Source organism: Methylobacterium sp. E-045, from assembly GCF_022829685.1.
GTDB lineage: Bacteria > Pseudomonadota > Alphaproteobacteria > Rhizobiales > Beijerinckiaceae > Methylobacterium.
Map to the genome: position 1 here is coordinate 19209 of NZ_JAKSYE010000117.1, position 18474 is coordinate 37682.

17 protein-coding genes, 1 pseudogene and 1 riboswitch are annotated in these 18474 nt (G+C 68.1%); of the genes and pseudogenes, 9 read left to right on the forward strand and 9 right to left on the reverse strand.

All coding sequences use genetic code 11. From position 1 onward, the window contains the following. The first annotated feature begins 132 nt into the window (after positions 1-132). From MKK51_RS21315 to MKK51_RS21325, 3 genes are all read left to right on the forward strand, one after another. Positions 133-1161 (forward strand): CorA family divalent cation transporter, encoded by a 1029-nt coding sequence (locus MKK51_RS21315; RefSeq protein ID WP_243980679.1) that lies wholly within the window; start codon positions 133-135, stop codon positions 1159-1161. Between the two features lie 61 nt (positions 1162-1222). Further along, positions 1223-3568, forward strand: a complete 2346-nt coding sequence (locus MKK51_RS21320; RefSeq protein ID WP_243980681.1) for an Orn/Lys/Arg decarboxylase N-terminal domain-containing protein — start codon at positions 1223-1225, stop codon at positions 3566-3568. After that, a complete protein-coding gene (locus MKK51_RS21325; protein ID WP_313898827.1) occupies positions 3565-4182 on the forward strand; it encodes an N-acetyltransferase family protein in 618 nt (205 codons plus the stop codon). The genes MKK51_RS21320 and MKK51_RS21325 overlap by 4 nt, the downstream gene beginning before the upstream one ends. A gap of 13 nt (positions 4183-4195) precedes the next feature. Here MKK51_RS21325 and MKK51_RS21330 read toward each other — a convergent pair whose 3' ends face one another. Then, on the reverse strand, positions 4196-4705 hold the full coding sequence (locus MKK51_RS21330) for a DUF533 domain-containing protein (protein ID WP_243980682.1): 510 nt from the start codon (positions 4703-4705) through the stop codon (positions 4196-4198). A gap of 171 nt (positions 4706-4876) precedes the next feature. Between MKK51_RS21330 and MKK51_RS21335 the strand changes: the two genes are divergently transcribed. Then, complete coding sequence (locus MKK51_RS21335) at positions 4877-5320, forward strand: TIGR01244 family sulfur transferase (RefSeq protein ID WP_243980691.1); 444 nt, start codon at positions 4877-4879, stop codon at positions 5318-5320. Between the two features lie 15 nt (positions 5321-5335). On the opposite strand, the gene MKK51_RS21340 is transcribed toward MKK51_RS21335, so the two are convergent. Both MKK51_RS21340 and MKK51_RS21345 read right to left on the reverse strand, forming a co-directional pair. Then, positions 5336-5863 carry a DUF2721 domain-containing protein gene (locus MKK51_RS21340; RefSeq protein ID WP_243980693.1) on the reverse strand — a complete coding sequence of 176 codons (528 nt, stop codon included), beginning with the start codon at positions 5861-5863 and terminating at the stop codon, positions 5336-5338. A gap of 222 nt (positions 5864-6085) precedes the next feature. Continuing rightward, a complete protein-coding gene (locus tag MKK51_RS21345; RefSeq protein WP_243980695.1) occupies positions 6086-6679 on the reverse strand; it encodes a BA14K family protein in 594 nt (197 codons plus the stop codon). 284 nt (positions 6680-6963) lie between these two features. Next, positions 6964-7070: riboswitch (TPP riboswitch) on the forward strand. Positions 7071-7155: 85 nt separating this feature from the next. On the opposite strand from MKK51_RS21345, the gene thiC reads away from it, so the two are divergent. Next, on the forward strand, positions 7156-9063 hold the full coding sequence (thiC, locus tag MKK51_RS21350; RefSeq protein ID WP_279601267.1) for a phosphomethylpyrimidine synthase ThiC: 1908 nt from the start codon (positions 7156-7158) through the stop codon (positions 9061-9063). Positions 9064-9108: 45 nt separating this feature from the next. On the opposite strand, the gene MKK51_RS21355 is transcribed toward thiC, so the two are convergent. The 3 genes from MKK51_RS21355 to MKK51_RS21365 form a co-directional block, all read right to left on the reverse strand. Next, a complete protein-coding gene (locus MKK51_RS21355) occupies positions 9109-10374 on the reverse strand; it encodes a D-amino acid dehydrogenase (protein ID WP_243980697.1) in 1266 nt (421 codons plus the stop codon). 50 nt (positions 10375-10424) lie between these two features. After that, a complete protein-coding gene (locus MKK51_RS21360) occupies positions 10425-10814 on the reverse strand; it encodes a tautomerase family protein (protein WP_243980699.1) in 390 nt (129 codons plus the stop codon). A 68-nt stretch (positions 10815-10882) separates the two neighbouring features. Next, complete coding sequence (locus tag MKK51_RS21365) at positions 10883-12232, reverse strand: aspartate aminotransferase family protein (protein WP_243980700.1); 1350 nt, start codon at positions 12230-12232, stop codon at positions 10883-10885. Positions 12233-12405: 173 nt separating this feature from the next. On the opposite strand from MKK51_RS21365, the gene MKK51_RS21370 reads away from it, so the two are divergent. From MKK51_RS21370 to MKK51_RS21385, 4 genes are all read left to right on the forward strand, one after another. After that, complete coding sequence (locus MKK51_RS21370; protein WP_243980701.1) at positions 12406-13845, forward strand: PLP-dependent aminotransferase family protein; 1440 nt, start codon at positions 12406-12408, stop codon at positions 13843-13845. 59 nt (positions 13846-13904) lie between these two features. Then, on the forward strand, positions 13905-14321 hold the full coding sequence (locus tag MKK51_RS21375; RefSeq protein WP_243980702.1) for an HIT domain-containing protein: 417 nt from the start codon (positions 13905-13907) through the stop codon (positions 14319-14321). Further along, positions 14321-15226: an NAD(+) diphosphatase gene (gene nudC / locus MKK51_RS21380; RefSeq protein WP_243980703.1), complete on the forward strand. Its 906-nt coding sequence runs from the start codon at positions 14321-14323 to the stop codon at positions 15224-15226. The genes MKK51_RS21375 and nudC overlap by 1 nt, the downstream gene beginning before the upstream one ends. 189 nt (positions 15227-15415) lie before the next feature. Beyond that, complete coding sequence (locus tag MKK51_RS21385; RefSeq protein WP_243980705.1) at positions 15416-16276, forward strand: outer membrane protein; 861 nt, start codon at positions 15416-15418, stop codon at positions 16274-16276. Positions 16277-16410: 134 nt separating this feature from the next. On the opposite strand, the pseudogene MKK51_RS21390 reads toward MKK51_RS21385, so the two are convergent. The 3 genes and pseudogenes from MKK51_RS21390 to MKK51_RS21400 all read right to left on the reverse strand — a co-directional run. Beyond that, a pseudogene (locus MKK51_RS21390) lies at positions 16411-16634 on the reverse strand (hypothetical protein); the annotation flags it as partial. A 494-nt stretch (positions 16635-17128) separates the two neighbouring features. Continuing rightward, positions 17129-17632 (reverse strand): ureidoglycolate lyase, encoded by a 504-nt coding sequence (locus MKK51_RS21395; protein WP_243980707.1) that lies wholly within the window; start codon positions 17630-17632, stop codon positions 17129-17131. Then, entirely contained in the window at positions 17632-18468 is an 837-nt protein-coding gene (locus MKK51_RS21400) for a bifunctional allantoicase/(S)-ureidoglycine aminohydrolase (RefSeq protein WP_243980709.1), read from the reverse strand. Before MKK51_RS21400 ends, MKK51_RS21395 begins: the two co-directional genes overlap by 1 nt. Between the last annotated feature and the right edge of the window lie 6 nt (positions 18469-18474).

Consider the following 18474-nt stretch of genomic DNA (forward strand, 5'->3'; position numbering starts at 1 on the left):
CGGATCGCATGATCCGCAGGCCGAGCACCGATCGACGGAGGTGCTCCTCCGTCATCACAATGTCGCCCAGCGTTGCGATCCAGCGCGATAGTGAGCCGGCATTTTGCCGGCCATGATTGCCGCGACCGCACCATGCCGCACCTGCTCATCGAGGAATCACCCCTGCCGGGGCTGATCTTTGCCCTGACCTTCGACGCGGAGGGACGGGGACGCCAGATCGGACCGGGGGACGAGATTCCCTCCCTGGACGACCCCGATTACGGCTTCGTCTGGCTTCATGTCGACCTCGTCGATGCGCGGACCGAGGCGCTCATCCTCGAAGGGCGCCTCGGCCCGGCCCGGCTCGCCGCCGCGACCTTCGCCCGCGACGAGCATCAGCGCGTCGTCGTGGACGGCCCCCATGCCGGTTTCGTCATCGCCGACCGGGAACGCGCTTTCGATGGTTCCTCGAGCGAGGAGCCGAACGGCCGGCTCCATTGCATTCTCGGCCCGCGCTTCCTCGTCAGCGGCCGTCGCCATGCCACGGCCTGCGCGGTGGCGGCCCGCGACGCGGTCTTGTCCGGCACCCTCGTCCCCGGCCCGGCCAAGCTGCTGGAGCGTTTCGTCGGTAGCACCGTCGAGGCGCTGATCGCCACGGCCGACCGCCTGTCCACCGCCCTCGACGCCATCGAGGACGACATGCTCGACGAGACCAAGGTGGACGACGCGAGGCCCCTGGGACCGATCCGCCGCCAATCCGTGCGCTCCCACCGGCAGCTCGCCGGGTTGCGAGCGGTGTTCCACCGGCTGGAGGACGAAGCCGGCACGGAGGGCGACCAACTGCCGGACGCCGTGGGCGCCATGGCCGCGCGGGTGGTCCAGCGACTCGATTCCCTCCACCGCGACATGCATGTCCTGTCCGAGCGCAGCCGTCTGCTGCAGGACGAGATCGCCGCCCGCACCACCGCGCTCACCAACCGCCAGCTTTTCACCCTGTCGATCCTGACGGCCCTGTTCCTGCCGCCGACCCTCGTGACGGGCGTGTTCGGCATGAACACCAAGGGGCTGTTCTTCTCCGAATCCGACAGCGGCTCCGTGATCGCCCTGGCCATCGGCGCGCTGGCGGCGCTCGCCGTCTATCTCGTCATCCGCAGGCTCAATGTCGCCGGCCGGCCCGGTTGATCCGGAACGCGAACGCGCCCACACCCCCTCGATTCATCCGACCACCGGAGCCTTCCCCCGCATGGACTTTTTTCGCCGCTTCACCGTTCTCATGTGCGCGCCGAACTTCGACCCGGACGATCTCGAGGGCGTGCGCGTCCAGCAGATCATCGGCTCGGTGGAAAAGCTCGGCTTCGAGGTCGTCCGCGCCCGCCGCGTGGAGGATGCGGCCATCGCGGTCCAGACCGACGCTGCCATCGGCTGCATGGTGGTGGATTGGGGCAAGCGCGGCCTCGACGGCAAGGCCGCCGCCCTCATCAACCTGATGAGGAAGCGCGGGCTGGAGATGCCCATCGTCATCATGGTCCGCCGCAAGCGCCTGGAGGACATCCCCGTCGAGGTGCTCGACTTCATCGACGGCTACATCTTCCTGGCCGAGGAGACCCCCGACTACATCGCCCGCGGGCTGGTGAGCCGGGTGAAGCAATATGCCGAGACCCTGAAGACGCCGTTCTTCGGTGCCCTCGTCGATTACGCCGAGCAGGGCAACCAGCTCTGGACCTGCCCCGGGCATAACGGCGGCATCTTCTACAACCGCTCGCCGATCGGACGCATCTTCGTCGAACATCTCGGCGAGGCGGTGTTCCGCGACGACCTCGACAATTCGGTGCTCGATCTCGGCGATCTCTTGGTCCACGAGGGCCCGGCCCTGAAGGCGCAGAAGGAAGCCGCCGTCATTTTCGGGGCGGAGAAAACCTATTTCGTCCTCAACGGCACCTCGGCCTCCAACAAGATCGTGCTGTCGGCGCTCGTCGCCGAGGGCGACCTCGTCCTGTTCGACCGCAACAACCACAAGGCGGCCCATCACGGCGCCCTGTTCCTCGGCGGCGCGATTCCCGTCTTCCTCGAGACCGACCGCAACTGCTTCGGCCTCATCGGCCCGATGTACCACGAGGCCCTCGACGAGGCGGCCATCCGCGAGAAGATCCGCACCAACCCCCTCGTCACCGATAAGGAGGCCTGGAAGCGCGAGCGCCCGTTCCGCGTCGCGGTGGTCGAGCAATGCACCTATGACGGCACGATCTACAACGCGCAGATGATCCTCGAGAAGATCGGGCATCTGTGCGACTACATCCTCTTCGACGAGGCCTGGGCGGGCTTCATGAAGTTCCACCCGCTCTTCGCCGGGCGCTTCGCCATGGGTCTGAAGGGTCTCGACGAGACCTCGCCGGGCATCATCGCCACGCAATCGACCCACAAGCAGCTGGCGAGCTTCTCCCAGGCCTCGCAGATCCACACCAAGGACAGCCACATTCGCGGCCAGACCCGGCGCATCGAGCACCGGCGCTTCAACGAGACCTTCCTCGTCCACGCCTCGACCTCGCCGTTCTACCCGCTCTTCGCGTCGCTGGATGTGGGCGCGCAGATGATGAAGGGCCGCTCCGGCGTCGTCCTGTGGGACGACACGATCCGCCTCGGCATCGAGTGGCGCAAGAAGGTCCGCGCCATCCGCCGCGAGTTCGAGGAGAAGGAGGGCGATCCCCTGCGCCGCTGGTTCTTCGACCCATTCGTGCCGGACACGGTGAAGGGACCGGAGGGCAAGGTGCCGTGGGAGAGCCTGTCGACGGACGAGCTCGCCAGCACCGCGAAATACTGGGAGCTGACCCCGGGCGCCGCCTGGCACGGCTTTACCCATGTGGCGCCGGACTACGCCATGACCGACCCGAACAAGCTCACCGTGCTCACCCCCGGCTTCGACCGGCGCACGGGGGAATATGCCGAGCACGGCGTGCCCGCGCCCATCGTGGCCCAGTACCTGCGCGAAAACCGCATCGTGCCGGAGAAGAACGACCTTAACTCGCTGCTCTTCCTGCTGACGCCGGGCGTCGAATCCTCGAAAGCCGGCACGCTGATCTCCGGCCTCGTGGCCTTCAAGCGCCTGCACGACGAGAACGTGCCCCTCGAAGATGCCATGCCGGAATTCGTCCGGCGCCGGCCCAACCGCTACAAGGGCGTGCGCCTGCGCGACCTCTGCGCGGATTTCCACGCCTTCCACCGCGAGCACGGCACCAGCACGCTCCAGCGCAAGCAGTTCGAGCCGGGGCACCTGCCCGAGATGGTGATGACGCCGAAGGAGGCGGTGCAGCAGCTCACCCGCAACAACGTCGATTACGTGCCGATCGCGGAAGCCGAAGGGCGTGTGGCGACGACCTTGCTTCTGGTCTACCCGCCGGGCATCGGCACGGTGCTGCCGGGCGAGCGACTGGACGAGCGGGCGAAACCCATGCTGGATTACTTCAAGATGTTCGAACGCTCGGCCAACCTGTTCCCGGGCTTCGAGGCCGAGATCCAGGGTGTGTTCCGCAACGTCGATCCCGACGGGACGATCCGGTTCTACACCTACGTCATGCGCGAGAACCGCCCGTGAGTCCGGACGGGCTTCCCACCGCCTCCGATCCCGAAGTGATCATCCGGCCGTCCTCGGATTCGGACGTGCCGGCCATGGTGGGGATCTACGCCCACCATATCCGGCGGGGCGTGGGCGATGTCGGCGATTTCGAGGAGGACCCCCTCCATCCCGACGACCTCAAGCGCCGCCGCAAGGCCATGCGCAAGAAGCGTCTGCCGCATCTCGTGGCCGACCGCGACGGGGTGGTGGCGGGCTACGCCTATGCCGTCCCGTTCCGCAAGCGCCCGGCCTATCGCTACACGCTCAAGCACTCGATCTACGTCCATCACGAGCACCTGAATGCCGGGATCGGACGGCGCCTGCTGCCGGCTCTGATCGAGGCCTGCGCCGCCGGCGGCTACCGCCAGATGATCGGCTACATCGACGCGCAGAACGAAGCGTCCCTGCGGCTCCACGAAGCCTGCGGCTTCGTCCGCGTCGGCCTGCTGCCGGCGGTGGGCTACAAGTACGGTCGCTGGAGCGACAGCGTCATGGTCCAGCGGGCGCTCGGCACCGGCGCCACCGACCAGCCCGGCACCTGGACGCGCTCGGTGGAGGCGCTGGTGGCCGGGCACGAATGGATGGGAAAGTAGCCCGAACCCGGTCTCAGGCCTGCTCCAGCCCGGCATCGACCCGCTCGGCCACGTCCTGTGGGACGTCGAGGGCCTCGGCGAGGCGCTTTAGGAACTCGCGCTCCTGCAGGGTATCGGCGTCGATGGCCAGACGCGCCGCCGCATAGAGGCGCGCACCCTGCTCCGGTGAATCCACGCGCTCGGCGAGTTCGTCGATCTCGGCCGGTTCGGTGAGTTCTTTCTCCAGCCACGCGCGGCCATCCCGGTCGATGCCGGCGGCCTCCACCGCCGCGTCGAGGCGCCGGCGCTCCTGCGCGTCGACGATGCCGTCGGCGAGGGTCGCGGCCACCATGGCGCGCAGCATGATCCGCGCCTCGTCCTCGCCGACCTGGCCCAGATCGGGGGCCTCGGATGCCGCAGAGGGACGGAGCGCCCGCAGGGCCAGCCCCGCCACGAGGGCGAGGCCGCCGAGGGCGGCCGTGGCGGCGATGCCGCCCTTGCGTGAGCGCACGAGGGCGTCGACGATCTGTCTTGCATCGGCCATGGTGGTCGTCCTGAAGGCGGAGTGAGGGATCAGACCGGAAACGGACGAGCCCCGTCGCGGGTTCACGATGGGCGGTGCGGTGGAATGAACATGCCCCGCCGATCATCGGCGGAGCGCCCACCCCGGCAAGCGGAACCGCGCGGTCCGAAGGCCGCCCACGAGAGAGGCCCCATGACGATCACGCCCATCGATTCCCGCCTGTCGGTCTCCGGCCAGCCGAGCGAGGCGGAGATCGCGGACTTGTCCACCAGGGGCTTTGCCCTGCTGATCAACAACCGTCCCGAAGGCGAGGAGCCGGGCCAGCTGGGTAGTGCGGCCGAAGCGGCGGCGGCCGAGGCGGCGGGGCTCGCCTATCTCCATCTCCCCGTCACCGGGCCCGGCATCACCCATGAAGACATCGCACGGTTCCGCGAGGCGGTGGAAGGCGCATCCGGCCCGGTCCTCGCCCATTGCCGCAGCGGCACCCGCTCGCTCACCCTGTGGGCCCTGTCCGAAGTGCTGGCGGGACGTCTGAGCCGGGATGACATCCTGGCCTACGGCCGGGAGCGGGGCTTCGACCTCGGCGGCGCCGTGCGCTGGCTCGACACGCATGGGCAGGCACCCACCGAGACGTGAGATCGCCGGCCCCGGTCAGGACCGGCGCGGTCGAGGCGACCGGTGGGGGATCTCGGGTCCGCCCGCTTCCCGGTCCGAAGCCTCGACGGTCTGGCGGTCGACCTCGTCCCTGACGCGGCGGCCCGCCATCAGGATCTCCACGAGGAAGGCAACGATGGCCGCCACCGTGCAGACCAGGGCGACGCCGAAGCAGCCGAACAGGACGGAGGCCGTGGCGGCATCGCGCAAGGCGCCCACGAACAGCGTCAGCACGGCGATGCCGGTCATGATGCTGCCGAGGGAGGCGAGGACCACCGCCACGTCGAGCATGAAGGAACGCTGGCGCAGATAGGCCAGCTGGTACGACAGGTGGGCGGCCTCGTCCGCATCCGCCTTCTGCAGCCAGTCGGCGGCGTCATCGACCCGGTCGGCCACCCGCCCGAGGCGGGTGGAGAAGACGTTGAGCAGCGTCGCCAGCGCCGTCAGCAGGAAGGCGGGCGCAAGGGCGATCTGGATGACATGAGCGATGTCGTCGGGAGCGAGGGAGGGACCGGAAGCGACCATGATAGGGCGTTACGCCATGCCGCCCCGCACCGGAAGATGCGCCGTCTCGAGGGTGGCCTTGTGCTCGGGAGGCCCGGGGGCAGTGACATGGCCTCGGCCTCGATGTCGTCCCTCCTTGTCCGAGCGAAGAGCCGCACCCGGATGCGATGAAGCCCCGCAGCGGGGGGCTGCGGGGCTTCTCGAAGCGAGGAGGCTCAGGCGTCACCGCCCGGCGGCAGGGTGTTATTGCGGGCAGCGATGACGCTGACCGTCATTGCCGAGATAGGTGCCCGACCGTTGATCGTAGGACCGGAAGCGCTGGATACAGTAGGCCACGTCCTGATCGGACCCGCCGACATCCTGTTGGACTTCCACGGCGCCACCGTAATAGGCCGGGGCATAGCCGCCACCATAATACCCGTTGTCGTAGCCGTTGCCGTAGTAACCGCTGCCGTAGCCATAGCCGATCCCGGCGCCCGCAAGACCGAGGCCCAGTCCGAGGCCGAGCCCGCCATAACCCCGGCCATACCCGCGGTTGTAGCCGTAGCCGCCTCGGTTGAAGCCACCGCCCCGGTTGTACCCGCCACCACCGAAATTCGGCCCGTGGGCGATACCGGCGTGCCAGCGTCCACCGCCGCCGCCCATACCATGGCCGCCGAAAGCGCCATGACCGCCACCGCCGCGTGCGAAGCCGCCACCGCCGCCGCCACGACCCATGCCGCCCCCGTGACCGCCGCCACCGGCTCCATGTCCTCCGCCGCTACGCGCTTCGGCGGTATCTGGAAGAAATGCGATCGCGCCGAGCAAGGCAGCGGATGCGAGAATAAGCTTGTTCATGGAAAGCCAGCCTGATCGTGAAGGGGACATTAGGATTGATAACGCGCCACCGAGCTGGAAAGCTCCATTTCAAATGACTGTTTTAATGCCGGGCGAAAGTCACGCCAATAAAGAACAGTCCTCGCAGACGAAATTCGAGACTACGGTCGGCGGCGGAATAACCGCGTGAATTGGAAAAGCCGCGATCGGGGCGGTACGAGGGTCGCTAGGGACGGGCGACGATTCACTCCGGCGAAGATGTATCTCACGGCGATTGACAAAGGCGCGGCGAGCGCAGACTTTCGAATCGTTCCGAGGGGGGCCCCGTTCAGGGGGCTGAGATAGGGCCGCAGCCCTGACCCTTGAACCTGATCCGGCTCATACCGGCGGAGGGACGGGAACTGCGTTTGGGTGTCCGGCTCGGGTCGAGCGGGCGCCCGTCGTCCTGACGTACCGTTGCGAATCGGATCGCCTCCCACGCCAGGAGCGAATCCCACATGAACGCACCCGTCCTCCCCAAAGACCTCTCCGGACAAGACCCCGCCAAAGGGCAGCCGCAAGCCGTGACTACCGGCCCGATCATGGGTTCGCGCAAGGTCTATGCGAGCGTGGCCGGCCGCGACGATATCCGGGTGCCGTTCCGCGAGGTCGCATTGAGCGATCCGAAGGAGGCCCCGGTGCGGGTCTATGATCCGTCGGGTCCCTATACCGAGACCGATGCCCGGATCGACCTCAATGCCGGCCTGCCCCTCCTGCGCGACCCGTGGATCGCCAAGCGCGGCTACGCCACGATCACGCCGCGCGCGGTCAAGCCCGAGGACAACGGGTTCGTGCCGGAGGACAAGCTCGTCGCCCCCTGTCCGGCGACGCGCCAGATCCGCAAGGCCGGCCCCGGCCAGATGGTGACGCAATACGAGTTCGCCAAAGCCGGGATCATCACCGAGGAGATGATCTACGTCGCCCACCGCGAGAACCTCGCCCGCGAGACGATGCTGGACGGCGCGCAGACCGCGCTGGCCGACGGCAACAGCTTCGGTGCCTCGCTGCCGGCCTTCATCACCCCCGAATTCGTGCGCGACGAGGTGGCGCGCGGCCGCGCCATCATCCCGGCCAACATCAACCACCCCGAAGTCGAGCCGATGGCGATCGGCCGCAACTTCCTCGTCAAGATCAACGCCAATATCGGCAATTCGGCCGTGACGTCCTCGGCGGCCGAGGAGGTGGAGAAGCTGGTCTGGGCGACCCGCTGGGGCGCCGACACGGTGATGGACCTCTCGACGGGCCGCAACATCCACAACATCCGCTCGTGGATCGTGCGCAACTCGCCCGTCCCCATCGGCACGGTGCCGATCTACCAGGCCCTGGAGAAGGTCGGCGGCGATCCGTTGAAACTCGACTGGGAGGTGTTCAAGGACACGCTCATCGAGCAGGCCGAGCAGGGCATCGACTATTTCACGATCCATGCGGGCGTGCGCCTCGCCCACGTCCCACTCACCGCGCGCCGGGTCACCGGCATCGTCTCACGCGGCGGCTCGATCATGGCGCGCTGGTGCCTCGCCGGGCACCGGGAATCGTTCCTCTACGAGCGGTTCGACGAGATCTGCGACATCATGCGGGCCTACGACGTCTCGTTCTCCCTCGGCGACGGCCTGCGGCCCGGCTCCATCGCGGATGCCAACGACGCGGCGCAGTTCGCGGAACTCGAGACCCTCGGCGAACTCACCAAGATCGCCTGGGACAAGGGTTGCCAGACCATGATCGAGGGCCCCGGCCACGTGCCGATGCACAAGATCAAGGTGAACATGGAAAAGCAGCTGGAGGAATGCGGCGAGGCGCCGTTCTACACCCTCGGCCCGCTGACCACCGACATCGCGCCGGGCTACGACCACATCACCTCGGGCATCGGTGCCGCCATGATCGGCTGGTTCGGCTGCGCCATGCTCTGCTACGTCACCCCGAAGGAGCACCTCGGCCTGCCCAACCGCGACGACGTCAAGGAAGGCGTGATCACCTACAAGATCGCGGCCCACGCCGCCGACCTCGCCAAGGGCCACCCGGCGGCGCAGTTGCGCGACGACGCCCTGTCACGCGCCCGGTTCGACTTCCGCTGGGAGGACCAGTTCAACCTGTCCCTCGATCCCGACACGGCGCGGGCCTATCACGACGAGACCCTGCCGAAGGACGCCCACAAGGTCGCCCATTTCTGCTCCATGTGCGGGCCGAAATTCTGCTCGATGAAGATCACGCAGGATCTGCGCGCCGAGGTGCTCGCCATGGAGGCGGCCGGACAAGTGCTGGGCGAGGCGACGCCCATGAGCCAGGCCGAGCGCGAGGCGGGGATGGCGGCCAAATCCGCGGAGTTCCAGGCTGAGGGCGGCAAGCTCTACGTCGACGCGGCGGAATAGCCTGCCTCACTCGGCCCTCTCGCGCCTCGGCGCGAGAGGGCCGTCTCATGCGCCGCGAACGTAGCGGCTGACGGCGAGGTCCGGCGTGGCGATGTCCGGCGTACGGCCGGAGATGAGGTCCGCCAGCACCCGCCCCGAACCGCAGGCCATGGTCCAGCCCAGGGTGCCGTGACCGGTATTGGTAAAGAGGTTCGACAGGCGCGTTCCGCCGACGATGGGCGTGCCATCCGGCGTCATCGGCCGCAGGCCGGTCCAGAACGTCGCCTGCGAGAGATCCCCGCCCGCCGGGAACAGGTCGCCGACCGAGTGGACTAGGGTCTCCCTCCGCGGTCCGCGCAGGACCGCGCTGAACCCGGCGAGTTCGGCGGTGCCGCCCACCCGGATGCGATCGCCGAGCCGGGTGATCGCCACCTTGTAGGTCTCGTCCATCACCGTCGAGACCGGCGCCGCCTCGGCATCGGTGACCGGCAGGGTGAGGGAATACCCTTTCACCGGATAGATCGGCAGGTCGATGCCGAAGGGCCGGAGCAGGGCCGGGGTGTAGCTGCCCATGGCCGCCACATAGGCGTCGGCGGTCAGGATCTCGCCCCCTGCCGTTGCCACGCCGCTGATCCGGTTGCCCTCGCTCCGCAGACCCGTGATGACCGTGCCGTAGCGGAAGACCACGCCGAGGCCTTCGCAGATCGCCGCGAGGCGCTGGGTGAAGAGATGCGCGTCGCCGGTCTCGTCGCCGGGAAGCCGCAGGCCGCCGACGAAGGTTCCGGCCACCCGCGCCAGGGCCGGTTCGGCCATGATGCAGCCAGCGGGGTCGAGCACCGTGTAGCGCACGCCATAGGCGTCGAGGACGCGGGTATCGTCGCCGACATGGTCGAGCTGCTTCTGCGTGCGGAACAGCTGGAGCGTGCCCTGCTCGCGATGGTCGTAGACGATGCCGGTCTCGGTGCGCAGGTCGCGCAGCACGTCGCGGCTGTATTCGGCCAGACGCACCATCCGGCCCTTGTTGCGCTGGTAGGCCTCCTCCGTGCAGTTCGCCAGCATGCGGGCGAGCCAGCCGTAGAAGCGCGGCTCGAAGCTTGGCCAGACCACGAGGGGCCGGTGGCGCATCATCAGCCACTTCATAGCCTTGACGGGAATGCCGGGGGCGGCCCAGGGCGCCGAATATCCCGGCGAGACCTGGCCCGCATTGGCGAAGCTCGTCTCTAGCCCCGCCGCCGGCTGGCGCTCCAGCACGGTGACCCGGTGGCCGGCCCTGGCCAGGTAATAGGCCGAGGTGACGCCGACGACGCCGCCACCGAGGATGAGGACATGCATGGCCGGCTTTCCGTCGGTCGATAAGGCTGAGAGCGGTGGGGGCGAGCGTCCTACAGCTCGCCGGTGAGGAACTGAGCCCGGCCGTGGCCGAAGGACCAGTCCTCGTCGGTATTCTCCACCGTGGAGACCATGACATCGGCCGGGGCGACGCCGCAGGCGGACTGCAGCTTCTCGGTCAGCAGGCGGTAGAACAGCTGCTTCTTCTCCTTGCCGCGCGGCCGCGTGATCATCTGGACCACCACCACGTCCTTGGTGCGCGGGATCTCGAGCCCGGTATCCTCGACGATCATCCGCGAGGGCTTGTGCTCCGTGACGATCTGGTAGCGGTCGCCCGCCGGGACGTCGAACGCCTCCAGCATCGCCTCGTGGGCGGCGTCGAGGAGCGTCTGCAGTTCGGCGTCAGTCCGTCCTTCCAGAAGGTCGAAGCGCATCAGGGGCATATCGTTCAACCTTTGAAGAGAAGGGGAATGGTCAGGGGCCCGCCGTCGGGAAAAGCGCCGTCCGCCGGTCAGGCTTCGGCGCGGATGAGGCCGCGCAGCATCTCGATCATCCCGGTGATCTCGGCAGGGGTCGAGATGAAGGGGGGACCCATGGCGATGGTGTCGCCGGTGAAGCGCAGGAGGATGCCCTCGCGCAGACCGCGCTCGAAGATCCGCAATGCGCGCGCGCCGGGCTGGCCCGGTGCCGGCTCGAGGTCGACGGCCGCCGTCAGGCCGAAATTGCGGATGTCCTTGATGCCCGGCTCGTCGCGCAGCGTGTGGACGGCCTCCCCAAGGATCGGCTCCAGCTCGCGCACGCGGGCGAAGAGGTCGCCCTCGTCCATCAGGTCGAGGGAGGCATGGGCGACGGCCGCCGCCAGGGGATGGCCCGAATAGGTGTAGCCGTGGAACAGCTCCACCGCCGAGGCCGGCCCGGTCATGAACGTGTCGTAGATCTCCTTGCGGACGATGACGCCGCCCATGGGCACGATGCCGTTGGTGATGCCCTTGGCGAAGGTGATCATGTCCGGGGTCACGCCGAGGCGCTGAGCGCCGAAGGGGGCGCCGAGGCGGCCGAACCCGGTGATCACCTCGTCGAAGATCAGCAGGATTCCGTGCCGGTCACAGATCTCGCGCAAGCGCTGGAGATAGCCCAGCGGCGGCACGATGACCCCGGCCGAGCCCTGCAGCGGCTCGACGATGACGCAGGCGATGGTGCCTGCATCGTGCAGAGCCACCATCCGTTCGAGGTCGTCGGCGAGATGCGCGCCCCAGGCGGGCTGGCCTTTCGAGAAGGCCATCTCGGCGTAATCGTGGGTGTGGCGCAGGTGATCGACGCCCTGGATCATGGCGGTGGCGAACATCTTGCGGTTGGCCACCATGCCGCCCACCGACATGCCGCCGAAGCCGACCCCGTGATAGCCCTTCTCACGGCCGATCATGCGGAATCGGCCGGCCTCGCCACGCAGGCGGTGGTAGCCGAGAGCGATCTTGAGGGCGGTATCGACGGCCTCCGACCCGGAATTGGTGAAGAACACCCGGTCGAGCCCGTCCGGCGCCATGTCGGCGATGCGCTCGGCGAGCCGCAGCGTCACCGGGTTGGTCATCTGGAAGGAGGTACAGTAATCGAGGGTCTCGGCCTGCCGGCGCAGGGCCTCGACGATCCGCGGCTGGGCGTGGCCGAGGGGGCAGCACCACAGGCCCGACAGACTGTCAAACAGTTCGCGCCCCTCGGCCGTCCGATAGTAGGCACCCTTGGCCGAGGTGATGATGCGCGGCGTCGGATCGGCTTTCACATGGCGGTTCGGCGTGAACGGCATCCAGTACGGCTCGACGTTGAGCTGCCGATCCGCCGCCTGGTCGATGATCGCATGATCCATGTGTCTCTCCGCCGATCCGCGATGCAAGAACCCGACCCTCGTCGCGCTGCGTTATCGCCCGGCCGTGACCGACCGACTATCGACAGTTGGCGGGTTGGCATCCGCAGCTGTATCTATTCACGCGCCGATACAGTCGGATCGTCGAGACCGGTCCCGCCCTTGGAAGACGGCCCATGATCAGCCTCGACCCCGCCAGCACCGCCCCCCTCGTCGCCCAGCTGGTGGAGGCCGTCTCCGAGCGCATCCGCAGCGGGAGCGTGGCGCCGGGCGCCCGCCTGCCCTCGGTGCGCAAGCTCGCCGTGCAATGCGGCGTGAGCACCCTGACCGTCTCGAACGCCTATAACCGGCTGGTGGCGGACGGGCTCCTCGAAGCCCGGCGCGCCAGCGGCTACTTCGTCTCGGCCCGGCTCCTCGATCGCAAGGCCGCCGCCCCACGCCGCAAGCCCGTGCAGATCTCGGTGGATTCCGGCTGGCTGCTCCAGCGGGTCTACGAGGAGGACGCCTTCACGGTCAAAGCCGGCTGCGGCTGGCTTCCCGACAGCCATCTGTTCGCAGACGGGATCAAGCAGGCCCTGGCGGCCCTGGCGCGGCGGCCCGACCGGTTGGTCTCGCGCTACGGGCATCCCCTCGGCTACGCCCCCTTGCGCCGGGCGATCCAGCTGCTCCTCGCTCAGCGCAACATCGCGTGCGATCCGGACCAGATCCTGCTGACGCACGGGGCGAGCCAAGCCCTCGACCTGACCATGCGGACCTTCCTGCAGCCGGGCGACGTCGCCCTCGTGGACGATCCCGGCTATTGCAACCTCTATCCGTCGCTTCACGCCATGGGAGTGACCATCGTGGGCGTCGAGCGGACCCTCCAGGGACCGTCGATTCCCGCACTCCAGGCCCTGGCGGAGCGCTACAAGCCGAAGCTGTTCTTCACCAATACGAGCTTCCACAACCCCACCGGCACGTCCAGCACGCCGGCCACCGCCTACCAGATCCTCCGCATCGCCGAGAAACACGACTTCCAGATCGTCGAGGACGACATCTATGCGAGCTTCGTCGAGGAGACGGCACCCAGCATCGCCAGCCTCGACCAGCTCGGGCGCGTTATTCACATCAGCAGCTTCTCGAAGACCATCTCGCCCGCCTTGCGGGTCGGCTATCTCGCCTGCAACCCCGAGAACGCGCAGCGGCTCCTCCGCATGAAGATGGCGGCGAGCCTGACCAGCTCGGAGATCTCCGAGAGCATCGTCCACTCGATCCTGACGGAAGGCCAGTACCGCCTCCACATCGCGCGGCTCCGCGACAAGCTCGCCGCCGAGCAGAAGACTGTCGCCGACGCCCTGCTCTCGGTGGGCCTGTCGCTGTTCCACCGCCCCGCCAACGGGCTCTTCCTCTGGGCCGGCTTCGGCGGCGATCCCGACACGGCCGGTCTCGCGCAGAGGGCCGCCGCCAAGGGCATCATGCTCGCCCCCGGACACCTGTTCCGCGCCGATCAGGAGCCGACCCCGTGGCTGCGCTTCAACGTGGCGCATGCCAATGCACCGGCGCTGTTCCGCTTCCTGGAGAGCGAACGGCCCGCGCCTGGAGACCATGGAAAAACGGGCGATCCACCGCCCGCGTGACTTACGCGGCCGAACCGGCGAAAACTCCGCATCCTCGACGAACCCCGACTTGAGCGGCGATGACAGACGATTTCACCCTCGACCCGCGCCTCGTCGCCGACACCGTTCCGGTGGGCGACCTCGCCTTGTGCAGCGTCCTGCTGATGGACGACGCCCGGTTTCCCTGGCTGATCCTGGTGCCGCGCCGGGCGGGTGCCAGCGAACTCACCGACCTGTCGGCGGAGGATGCGCGCGACCTCATGGATGAGATCCGGATCGCCACCGGCGTGATGCTGGCGCTCGCCAAGCCCGACAAGGTCAACGTGGCGGCCTTGGGCAACGTCGTGCCGCAGCTCCATGTCCATGTGATCGGCCGCTTCCTGTCCGATCCGGCCTGGCCGTCGCCGGTCTGGGGCGTCGGCACGCGCCAGCTCTATCCGCACCACGCCCGCGCCCAGATGATCGAGCGCATCGGCGCCCTGTTCGCGGCCGCCTGATGAACACGCGCGTCGACGCTCTCGGCTTCGCGGAAAGCCGGCTCATCCGCCATTCGGCCGAGAGCAGCGACCTCGTGCCGATGCCGGACGCGGCGAATGCGCGGATCGTGCTGGTGGCGGGGGACCGCATCGTCCTTGCCGGCGATACGGCGCTCCTGCCGTCCGCGCGGGCGGCGAGTGCCTGCCACGACGATCTGACGCTCTTCCTCGGCCGCCTCGACGGCGCTCCGGTCTTCGCCTGCGCGGTCTCCCCGGAGGCCGCCGACGGGTACGATTCCGATCCCGGTTTCCGCACCACCGACCTGCGCAGCCTTGCCGCCGAGAATGCGGTGCCGCCGCACGAACTCGGCCTTCTCGCCACGGCCAAATCGATCCTGGCCTGGCATGCCCGCCATGGCTTCTGCGCCAATTGCGGAACCGCCACCCGTTTCGCCGCCGGCGGGTTCCGCCGCGAATGTCCGACCTGCGAGGTCCATCACTTCCCCCGCGTCGATCCCGTGGTGATCATGCTGATCCGGCGGGGAGAATCCTGCCTGCTCGGGCGTTCGCCGCGCTTCAAGGAGGGCATGTATTCCTGCCTCGCCGGCTTTCTGGAGCCCGGAGAGACCATCGAGGACGCGGTCCGCCGCGAGACCCTCGAAGAGGCGGGGCTCAGGATCGGGGCGGTGACCTATCATGCCTCACAGCCCTGGCCGTTCCCGTCCTCGCTGATGATCGGCTGTGCGGCCGAATCCCTCAACGAGGCGATCACCATCGATCCGGCCGAGCTCGCCGACGCCCGCTGGTTCTCGCGCGAGGAGGTATCGGCGATGATCGCCGGCACCCATGGCGGAGGCCTGACCGTACCGCCGCCCATGGCGATCGCGCATCTGCTCATGCGCGCCTTCGTGGAAGGGCAGCTCTAACGGAGTGTGGGAGACCGACCGCCAAGCGCCCGATAGTGGCATTTTTGCACCTCTCCGAGGGGGAGTCGGCCGCGTCGCTTCTTGGTTAAATATTTGGGGCGGTCGGACCGAATTTGTGTCTTCCCGGCACTATCCCAGAATCGCGCCTTCGATTCTCGTCGCTGCCTCAACGGAGGCGGTGAGGGGACGATGGCGAAAATTTTGTTGGGTGTCGGCGCGATGATCGGGCTGATGACCGGAAGCGTGGCTGCGGCGGACCTGCCTCGCCGCGTTTCGCCCCCGCCCGTCTTCGTGCCCCTCCCGAGCTTCAGCTGGACCGGCTTCTATGCGGGCGTGCAGGCCGGATACGGCTTCACCGACCGGCAGACCGTCCGCACCGCGGCAACCTCGGGGAACGGAAGCGGCACCGATTTCTTCATCGAACGCTCCGGCATCGCCTCGCTGTCCTCGCAGCAGCAGGGCTTCGTGGCCGGCGGTCAGGCCGGGTACAATTACCAGCTCACCCCCGGCTCGGGCCTCGTTCTCGGCATCGAGACCGACATCGCCTATACCGACCTCGATGAGACCAAGAGCCGGTCGCGCGGGATCTTCGGTTCGGGCAGCGATTCGTTCGTGGTCAACACCACGCGGCAAAGCCTCGATTTCCTCGGCACCGTGCGCGGCCGGCTCGGCTATGCGTTCGACCGCGTTCTGGTCTACGGCACCGGCGGTCTCGCCTATGGCAACGTGAGCTACCAGAGTGCGACGAGCTTCCAGGTGGCGGGGGTTCCGACCCTCGACCTCTTCGCCGGCGGAATCGACCGCCTGGAGACCGGCTTCGCCTATGGCGGGGGCATCGAATACGCGCTGCCGACCGAGAGTTTCCTCAACGTCTTCCGGTCCTCCGCGGTCACGCTGAAGGTGGAATACCTGCATTACGATCTCGGCAAGCGCAGCGTCCCGTTGACGAGTTCCAGCGGACTCGGCCAGTCCCTCGTGGAGGCGACCTCGCGCTTCCGGTCGGAGGGAAGCGTCGTCCGGGTCGGGCTGAACTACAAGTTCGGCTCGTAGACCGAGTTCGGATCGCAGCCATCGAGGAGATCCGGCGGGGCACCTCGCCGCCCTTCGCCTGCGGGACCCGGCCGGCCCGCTCCGGCCGGGCGAGCGCCTCTTCGGTACTGGAAGACGAGCCCGTTCGAGGCTCGCCAGCCGTTGCGGCCGTTGCCGGCCTCCTCGCCCGCCAGTTGGCGGTCCATCTCGGCGTCGAGCGCCCGCTCGGACAGGGCCGTCTTCAGCGCGTCCAACAGGCCGTCGGCTTCGAACGCGACTTAGGGTCAGCGCCGGCCAGTAGCGGGCCCGGGATCGCGTTAGGGACGCGGGGTGCTCTCCGGCCCCGAGTGCCGGGCCGTGCGTCTCCGTTCTCCGGGATCAACGAAGGGGCCGATACCGGACGTCACGTCTCGAAGACGATCACAGCACCGGGGCCGGCCATGCGTCGATGGCGGCGGCGAAGTTTCGCGCCTTGGCTACGATGCAGCGCATTCATCGCTGCCAGCTGCACGACACCAGCCCCATCGCTTCGGGATCATCGCGGGATCGCACAATCCTTCGGAGCTGGAAACAAAAGGGCACGCTGCAAATTATGAAGTTGTTTCAATCATTTATATGATTTCTGAAATCGATGGCCGAGCGCGGATCAAGCCGTTGTGGTTCCGTCGGAAACATCGTCTCGAGGTACTCCTCGTGCCACACCGCCTCGCTCGCCGCAGGACGCGAAAGCCCTCCTCCTGTTGCGCTGCGAGCCTGTCTCCCGGCCATTTGCGGGCCTGGGACCGGTCGTCGATCATATTTTAATAAGGGGAACGCGACCCGTTTCCCACCTCGCCCGGCGGGGACGGGAGCCGAGCCCCCCGCAACGGCGGCCTATGCGGCCGGCAGAGCGACCGTCCAGGGCGCGTCGAGCCGGACCTCTTCGAGATTGAGGCCCGTCCCGCCGCGATCGATCACCAGGAACTCCTGGGGGGCGCCGAAGGGGGTGAGCACGCCGTGCCAGGTTCCGACGTCGTAGCAGATCCCCTGGCCCGGCGCCGTGACGAAGGCCTGTGGCGGTCCGGGACGCCCGTCCTCGTCGGGGCAGACGACGACGAGGAACGGCGCGGCGTTCAGCGGCACGAAGGCCTGGGCGCCGAGGGGATGGCGCTCGATGAGGCCGACCGTCAGCGGAAGGGGATAGGGCTGGGCTTCCACGAGGCCGATCACCACCCGTGCGCCCTCGCCGATGGCGCGGACCTCCGCCAGATCGTGAAAGCGGCGGGCCATGCCGGCATTCATGGGGCGCGGATCGACGGCCGCCCTGTCGATGACCGTCCCGAACGGGGCGAAGGCCTCGGGCGTGAGCGGGCGGGCGACGATGTGGCGGGCGCCCATCAGCCGACCCTGCGCGGCGTGAGGGCCGGGTGGCGGTTGACGTCCTTGTAGAGCAGGTAGCGGAAGGGGCCGGGGCCGCCCGCGTAGCAGGCCTGGGGGCAGAAGGCGCGCAGCCACATGAAATCTCCGGCCTCCACCTCGACCCAGTCGCGGTTCAGCCGGTAGACCGCCTTGCCTTCGAGGACGAAGAGCCCGTGCTCCATGACGTGCGTCTCTTCGAAGGGGATCGAGGCGCCGGGCTGGAGGGTTACGATGTTCACGTGCATGTCGTGGCGCAGGTCGTCAGGTGAGACGAAGCGGGTCGTGGCCCAGGCGCCGTTCGTACCGGTCATGCCCCGGGGCTCGATCTCGGACTCGTGCCGGATGAAGGCGGGTGGCACGTCGATGCCCGGAACGTGCTCGTAGGCCTTGCGGATCCAGTGGAAGCGGGTCGGCTCGTCACCGTGATTGCGCAACGTCCAGGCGGCGCCCGGCGGCAGATAGGCGTAGCTGCCGGGGCGCAGGGCATGCGCGGTCCCGTCGAGGACGAGGCCGGCATGACCGCCGACAACGAACAGGACGCCCTCGGCGCTGGCATCGAGTTCCGGGCGCTCGCTGCCGCCGCCGGGGGCGACCTCCATCAAGTACTGAGCGAAGGTCTCGGAGAAGCCGGAGAGCGGTCGGGACAGGATCCAGGCGCGGGTGTCGTCCCAGAACGGCAGGACGCTGGTGACGATGTCGCTCATCACACCTTTCGGGATGACCGCATAGGCTTCCGTGAACACGGCCCGACCGGTCATCAGCGCGGTCTGGGGCGGCAGCCCCCCGCAGGGCGGGTTGTAGGAAGAGGCGGTCATGGGCTC